Source organism: Solirubrobacter phytolaccae (assembly GCF_027587195.1).
GTDB classification, from domain to species: domain Bacteria; phylum Actinomycetota; class Thermoleophilia; order Solirubrobacterales; family Solirubrobacteraceae; genus Solirubrobacter; species Solirubrobacter phytolaccae.
On sequence record NZ_JAPDDP010000092.1, the window covers coordinates 20,218 to 27,209 of the forward strand.

Consider the following 6,992-nt stretch of genomic DNA (forward strand, 5'->3'; position numbering starts at 1 on the left):
GGCTCTAGAACGCCGCGTCGAGCACGACGCGCGCGGCGGGGGCGGCGGTGTCGCCCCCGGTCCCCTGGGCCACGAACAGCGCGGCCACGGCGATCTCCGGGTTCTTGTAGGGCGCGAAGGCCACGAACCAGGCGTCCGTGTCCGTCGTGTCGTCCTCGGGCGGCGTCGTCGCGTTCGGGTCGGTGACCTCCGGCGGCGGCTCCTCCTTGACCGTCGTGCGCAGCTCCGCGGTGCCCGTCTTGCCCGAGACCTTCACGTCCGGGAGCGCGGCCGCGCCGCCGGTGCCGTCGGTGACGACCGTGCGCATGTAGCTCTTGATCGTGCTGGCGACGCCCTTGCTCATCACCCGGGTGGTCTGCGTGTCGTCGCCGCGCAGCAGGGTCGGCGTCGCCTTCACGCCGCCGGCGGCCACGGTGGCGCCCACGACGGCCATCTGCAGCGGGGTCGCGAGCACCTTGCCCTGACCGATTGCGGTCGAGCCGACGGCGAGGTCGTCGCCGATCTCGTTCGCGGCGGGGATCGTCGAGCGGGCGGCGCCGAGGATCCCCGGGTCCTGGTTGAAGCCGAAGTCCTCGGCGGTCTTGACGAGCTTCTCCGCGCCCAGCTGCGCGCCGAGCGGCGCGAAGACGCTGTTGCACGAGTGCGCGAAGGAGGTGCGCAGCGAGCCGCCGCAGTACTCGCCGTTGGCGTTCTGGATGTCGACGCCCTCGATCGTCGTGCGGTCGGTGACCTCGTAGGTGTCCGTCCGCTTGGCGACCTTGTTCTCCAGCACGCCGGCGAGGGTCACGATCTTGAACGTGCTTCCGGGCGGCTGGGGCGCGGAGGTCGCGATCCCGGCCAGCGCGAGCACCTCACCGGTCTTGGGCGCGATCACCGCGATCCCGCCGTAGCGGCCCGCGAGCGCCTCGACCGCGCCGCGCTGGATCTTCGGGTCGATCGAGGACTTCACGTCGGCGCCACGGATCGCGGCCTTGCGGGCGAGCACGCGGCCGCCGGCGTAGAGCACGCCTCCGGGGCTCCCGGAGAGGCGCTCGTCGAACTGGCGCTCCAGGCCCGTCAGGCCGACGGGCGAGCCGTCGGGCACGCCGCGCTTGGCAAGCTCGGGCAGGCGGTCCTCGGGGGCGGGACCGATCCGGCCCGCGATCTCGGACGCGAGCGGTCCGAGATCCGACAACCGGTCCGGGCCTTCGGCGAGCGGGGTGCCGTCGCGGGCGAGGATCGAGGCCCGCTCGGGCAGCGTCGTCTCGCGCTTGAGCTTCTCGCCCCGGTGCAGGCCGGGGTAGACGAGCTCAGCGGTCCAGTCGATGCCGGGGTCCTGATCCTTGCGCTCGCCCGTGGTGAGCACGAGCACGCCGCGCAGCGCGCCGAAGATGCGCGTCTCGAGCACGATCGGGATGCGGTTGGTCTGCTCGACCGGACCCGTCCGCACCTTCTGGAGCGTCAGGGTCTCCGCGGCCTGCTTGTAGGTGCGCTCCAACCGGGCGTAGCTCGTACGGCGGCGGGCGTCGTCGGAGAGCAGCGCGTACATGGCGCGCTGGTCGCCGCGCTCCCACGCTTTCGCGAAGGACTCGACGGTCCGCTTCTCGGGCGGCTCATGGCGTGCACCGACCACGATTCCGCCGACCAGCGCGAGCGCGGCGGAAGCGGCGAGCGGGGCGAAGCGCTTCGGGCTGGCGATGACGTGACGGCGGGCCAACGGAGTGGACTCTAGGCGGACTCTATTCGGCTCGCCGGTACGCTCGGATGCAGTGACGGGGATCGACTGGCTGATCGTGGGCGTCGTGGTGCTGCTCGGCCTCTTCGGCTGGGCGCAGGGATTCGTCGCCGGGGCGCTCGCGCTGCTCGGGTTCGCGGTCGGGGCGTTCGTCGGCACGCGGATCGGTCCGCTCGTGCTCGACGAGGGCAGCCGATCACCGTGGTCGCCCGCGTTCGCCCTCGTCGGGGCGCTGATCGCGGGCATGGTCTTCGCGATCGGGTTCGAGGGCATAGGCGCGCGATTGCGGGGGCGGGTGAGATCGCCCGCCGCCACCGCCGTCGACGGCTTCCTGGGCTCGGTCCTCACCGCGTGCGTCGGCGTCGGCATCGTCTGGGTGCTCGGCGCGTTGGCGCTCGCGAACGGCGGCGACGCCCGCCGCCAGGTGCAGCGCTCCACGATCCTGCAGGCCATCAACACCGTGCTGCCGCCCTCGTCGGGGCTGCTGGACGCGCTCGCGCGGCTCGATCCGTTCCCGCGGATCGACGGCCCGGAGGCGAACGTGCCGGCGCCGACGTCCGGGATCGCGCGGGCGGAAGGCGTGCGCGCGGCGGCCGCCTCGGTCGTGAAGATCCTCGGCAACGCCTGCGGGCTGGGCGTCGAGGGCTCGGGCTGGGTCGCGGGCGACGGGCTGGTCGTGACCAACGCGCACGTGGTGGCGGGACAGAAGGACACACGGGTCTTGGTGCGTGGACGTGAGCCGGGGCAGGACGCGGTGGTCGTGTCCTTCGACCCCAAGAACGACCTGGCCGTGCTGCGCGTCGAGGGGCTGGACGCGCCGGCGCTCACCTTGGCCGTGGAGCCCAAATCGGGCACCTCGGCGGCGATCCTCGGCTTCCCCGGCAACGGTCCGTACGACGTGCGAGCCGGGCGTGTCGGGCAGACGCGCGAGGTGATCACGCAGGACGCCTACGGCCAGGGCCCGGTGCGGCGGACGATCACGTCCCTGCGCGGCGCGGTGCGGTCCGGGAACTCGGGCGGGCCGATGGTCGACAAGGACGGTCAAGTGGTCACGACGGTGTTCGCGGCGACCACCTCGGGGCCGCGCGGCGGCTTCGGCGTGCCCAACGCGATCGCGGCCGATGCGCTCGAACGCGCGAAGTCCTCCAGCGGGGTGTCGACGGGTCCATGTACCAGCTAGCGCTACTCTCACGCCCCCAATGAGCAAGACCCTCGTCATCGCCGAGAAGCCGTCCGTCGGCCGAGACCTGACGAAGGCGCTGCCCGGCGCCTTCGCCAAGCACGAGGGGTACCTCGAGTCGGATTCCCACGTCGTCACGTGGGCGGTCGGGCACCTCGTGCAGCTCGCCGAGCCGGACGAGTACGACGCGAAGTACAAGAAGTGGCGCATGAACGATCTGCCGATCGTGCCGCCCAAGTTCAAGCTCGTGGTGCGCGACGAGCGCTCCCGCAAGCAGATGACCGTCATCACGCGGATGCTCAAGCGCGACGACGTCTCCGATGTCATCAACGCCTGCGATGCGGGGCGCGAGGGCGAGCTCATCTTCGCCTGGACGTTCGAGAAGGCGGGCGCGAAGAAGCCCGTCCAGCGTCTGTGGCTGTCCTCGATGACCTCGAAGGCGATCAAGGACGCGTTCACCTCGCTGCGGCCGGCCTCCGAGTTCGCGAAGCTCGAGGAAGCGGCGCGGTCGCGCTCGGAAGCGGACTGGATCGTCGGCATGAACGCGACGCGCGCGGCGACGATCCGCCTGCGCAGCTCCTTCGACGGCGCCGTGTCCCTGGGGCGCGTGCAGACGCCGACGCTGGCGATCATCGCCCGGCGCGAAGAGGAGATCCGCGCGTTCGTCCCCGAGCCGTACTGGCTCGTCGACGCGACGTTCGAGACGGTCGACGACCCGCGCTCGTACGTGGGGCGCTTCCACGCCGGCGCCCAGCCGCGGCTGAAGACCGCCGAGGAGGCCACGGCGATCGTCGAGGCCGTCCGGGGCGGGCGCGGCACGATCACCAAGCTCGAGAAGACCAAGCGGTCCGAGAAGTCGCCGCTGCTGTACGACCTGACGTCGCTGCAGCGGGAGGCCAACACGCGCTTCGGGTTCTCCGCCCGGCGCACCCTGGCCGCGGCGCAGCGCTGCTACGAGGAGCACAAGGTGCTCACGTATCCGCGTACGAACTCGCGCTTCCTGCCGACGGACATGATCCCGGAGATCAAGCCGATCGCCTCGTTGCTGGGGACGCAGCGCGAGTACGCGCGGGCCTCCGCCTACGTGACCGGGCTGGACGTGCTGCCGCTCGGTCGCGTGATCAACGACGAGAAGGTCACCGACCACCACGCGATCATCCCGACGAACTCCGACCACAAGGTCGACAAGCTCTCGGACGACGACCGTCGCATCTACGACATGGTCACCCGGCGCTTCCTGGCCGTCTTCCATCCCGACGCCGTGTTCGAGAACACGCGCCTGGAGACGACCGTCGCCGAGCACATCTTCCGCACCCGCGGCCGGGTCCTGCTGGAAGCGGGCTGGCGCGGCGTGTACGGCGAGGGCCTCGAGGAGCGCGGCGGCGAGGACGACGAGGCGCCCGACCAGCAGCTCCCCAAGCTCGTGCAGGGCGAGCAGTCGGACGTGCGCGAGGTCGGCTCCGAGGAGAAGATCACGCAGCCGCCGCGTCGCTACAGCGACGCCTCGCTGCTCGGCGCCATGGAGACCGCCGGCAAGCTCGTCGAGGACGAGGAGCTGCGCGAGGCCATGAAGGACTCGGGCATCGGCACCCCGGCCACCCGCGCCGCGATCATCGAGCGCCTGATCGACGTGGGCTACGTCGAGCGCGACGGCCGCTCCCTGGTCTGCACCGAGAAGGGCCTGTCCGTGATTCGCCTGCTGGGCGAGCACGCGCTGACGTCGCCGTCGCTGACCGGCGACTGGGAGCACCGCCTGTCGAAGATCGAGGCCGGCGACGAGGCGCGCGAGAACTTCATGGGCGACATCGCCCAGTTCGCCGACGCGACCGTCCGCGAGCTCGACGACAAGCTCAAGGAAGTCAAGATCCCGCGGGCCAACCTCGGCCCGTGCCCGGTCTGCGGCCACGACATCGTCGAGAACCGCAAGGGCTTCTCCTGCTGGGGCCGCGAGGACCCGGGCTGTGGCTTCGTCATCTGGAAGAGCAAGGCGGGCAAGACCCTGCCGCCGGCCGTCGCCCGCGAGCTCATCTCACGCGGTCGCACCGAGAAGGCCGTCACGGGCTTCAAGGGTCGGTCGGGTCGCTCGTTCCGCGCGAAGCTCGCGCTGATGCAGACCGAAGAGGGCCGCTGGCGCGTCGAGTTCGACGAGCCGTGGGCCCGCGAGGGCGCCAAGCCGCCCGAGGGCGAAGAGCCCGCGGCGACCGAAGCCGCGGCGGCGCCCGCCGAAGCGGCTTCTCAGTCCGAAGCCGCGTAGCGCGCCGTCAGTTGACCCCCGCATAGGGGGTCAAGTGACGGATGACCCGCGCGGGGCTTAGGCGAACGGCTCGCCGGCCGTGGGGCGCTGCGAGCGGCGGCGCTCTTCGCGCGGCGCGGGGAGCGCTTCGCGAGCGGCCTGCGGGTGGACGATCGCCTGCCACAGCGCCGAGAGGCCCTGGGCCATCGCGAAGATCAGCTCGCCGAGCGGCGTGATCGCCGGGTGCGGGTCCTGCTCGGAGTACGCCTCGCACTCGATCTCGGGCGGAAGGCCGGGGCCCTCGCCGTGCGTCCACGTCACGTAGAGCTCATAGCTGCCGACCACGTGCGCCACCTCGGTGGCGAGGGCAACATCCGTGTCGGTGTGGGCGGCGGGGAGGTGCAGGGTCGGCATCACTGCCTCCGGACAAAGGGTTGAAGCGGACTGGCGCGACCCAATGTCGCAAGTCTTAATGGGTTCCGCTGTCGTACATCCGTCCAGATTCTGTTTCGTCCTGCATTCACGCGGGAAACGGCTCGCCCCGCCACTGACCCGTCCGGTCAGCACGCGACCCTATGGGGCCCGTCCATGCCCCTCACCCTCATCACCGGTCCGGCCAACGCGGCCAAGGCGGGCGCCGTCCTCGAGCGCCTTCGCGCCGCGCTGTCGCGCAACCCCGTGCTGGTCGTGCCGACCACCGCGGACGCGACGCATTACGCGCGCGAGCTGGCCGGCGCGGGGCTGGTGTTCGGTGCCGAGGTGACGACGTTCCCGTTCCTGATGCGAGACCTCGCGAAGGCCGCCGGCATTCGAACCCGCCCGCTCGGCCGCCTGGCCCGCGCGCAGGTCGTCCGTGCCGCGGTCGCCGACGTCGAGCTCAAGGCGCTGAAGGCCTCCGCGCAGGGCCCGGGGTTCGCCGAGGCCCTGGCGGACCTGTTCGCGGAGCTGCAGCGCTCGCTCGCCGGTCCGGGCCGCCTCGGCGCGGCGGTGCGGTCGTGGCGGGAGGCGGGTACGGCGCCCGCGCACGCCGCTGAGCTCGCCCAGCTGTACTCGGCCTACCACGCGCGGCTGAAGGCGCTGGAGACCGTCGACGCGGACGGCCTCACCCAGCTCGCCCTGAACAAGGCGCGTGAGGCCTGGGACGGCCGCCCGCTGTTCCTGTACGGCTTCGACGAGCTGCTCCCGACCCAGCTGGACCTCGTGGAGTCGCTGGTCCGGCACACGGAGACCGAGGTCACGGTCGCGGTGACCTACGAGCCGGGCCGCGCCGCGCTGGCCGGCAGCGCCACGACCGTCGAGCTGCTCAAGCCGCTCGCCCGCGAACACGTCGTCCTACAGCCCCGCTCGGAGCACTACGCCCAGAGCGCCCGCGGCGCCCTGCACCACCTCGAGCGCGCCCTGTTCGAACCGCTCCCACGCAAGGTCCCGCCCAACGGCGCGGTCCGCCTGCTCGAGGCCGGCGGCGAACGCGCGGAGGCCGAGCTCGTCGGCGCCTCCGTCCTCGAGCTCCTCCGCGACGGCCTCGCCCCGGAGGACATCGCCGTGCTCGTCCGCGGCCGCCCCGCCAGCGAGCTCTTCGCCCAGGTCTTCGACGCCTACGACATCCCGGTCGCCCACGAGCTCCGCACCCCGTTCGCCGAGACCCGCCTCGGCGCCGGCATCCTCGCCTTCGCCCGCGCCGCGTCACCGGGCGGCACGGCCCAGGACGTCGTGACCTGGCTGCGCACGCCGGGCAAGCTGTCCGCCGCGCCCGAGGGCCTCCTCGCCGGCCCGCCACGAGACGACGCGACCGCGCCCGGCGACGGCCTCGCCGCGCCGGACGAGTCCGCGCCGCGCGCCGACGCCCACGTCAAGTCGGATCGTAG

5 protein-coding genes are annotated in these 6,992 nt (G+C 72.3%); 3 read left to right on the plus strand and 2 right to left on the minus strand.

The features are described from left to right. Positions 1–4: 4 nt before the first annotated feature. The gene (locus OJ997_RS31880) at positions 5–1,696 is read right to left on the minus strand and encodes a penicillin-binding transpeptidase domain-containing protein (RefSeq protein ID WP_270029424.1); all 1,692 of its coding nucleotides are present in this window, start codon (positions 1,694–1,696) and stop codon (positions 5–7) included. A 52-nt stretch (positions 1,697–1,748) separates the two neighbouring features. Between OJ997_RS31880 and OJ997_RS31885 the strand changes: the two genes are divergently transcribed. Next, positions 1,749–2,894 (plus strand): MarP family serine protease, encoded by a 1,146-nt coding sequence (locus tag OJ997_RS31885; protein WP_270029425.1) that lies wholly within the window; start codon positions 1,749–1,751, stop codon positions 2,892–2,894. A gap of 19 nt (positions 2,895–2,913) precedes the next feature. Next, positions 2,914–5,148 carry a type IA DNA topoisomerase gene (locus OJ997_RS31890; protein WP_270029426.1) on the plus strand — a complete coding sequence of 745 codons (2,235 nt, stop codon included), beginning with the start codon at positions 2,914–2,916 and terminating at the stop codon, positions 5,146–5,148. A gap of 57 nt (positions 5,149–5,205) precedes the next feature. Here OJ997_RS31890 and OJ997_RS31895 read toward each other — a convergent pair whose 3' ends face one another. Next, positions 5,206–5,541: a hypothetical protein gene (locus OJ997_RS31895; protein ID WP_270029427.1), complete on the minus strand. Its 336-nt coding sequence runs from the start codon at positions 5,539–5,541 to the stop codon at positions 5,206–5,208. A gap of 174 nt (positions 5,542–5,715) precedes the next feature. Here OJ997_RS31895 and OJ997_RS31900 point away from each other — a divergent pair. Continuing rightward, the coding region (locus OJ997_RS31900) for a PD-(D/E)XK nuclease family protein (RefSeq protein WP_270029428.1) at positions 5,716–6,992 on the plus strand (1,277 nt) is incomplete at its 3' end.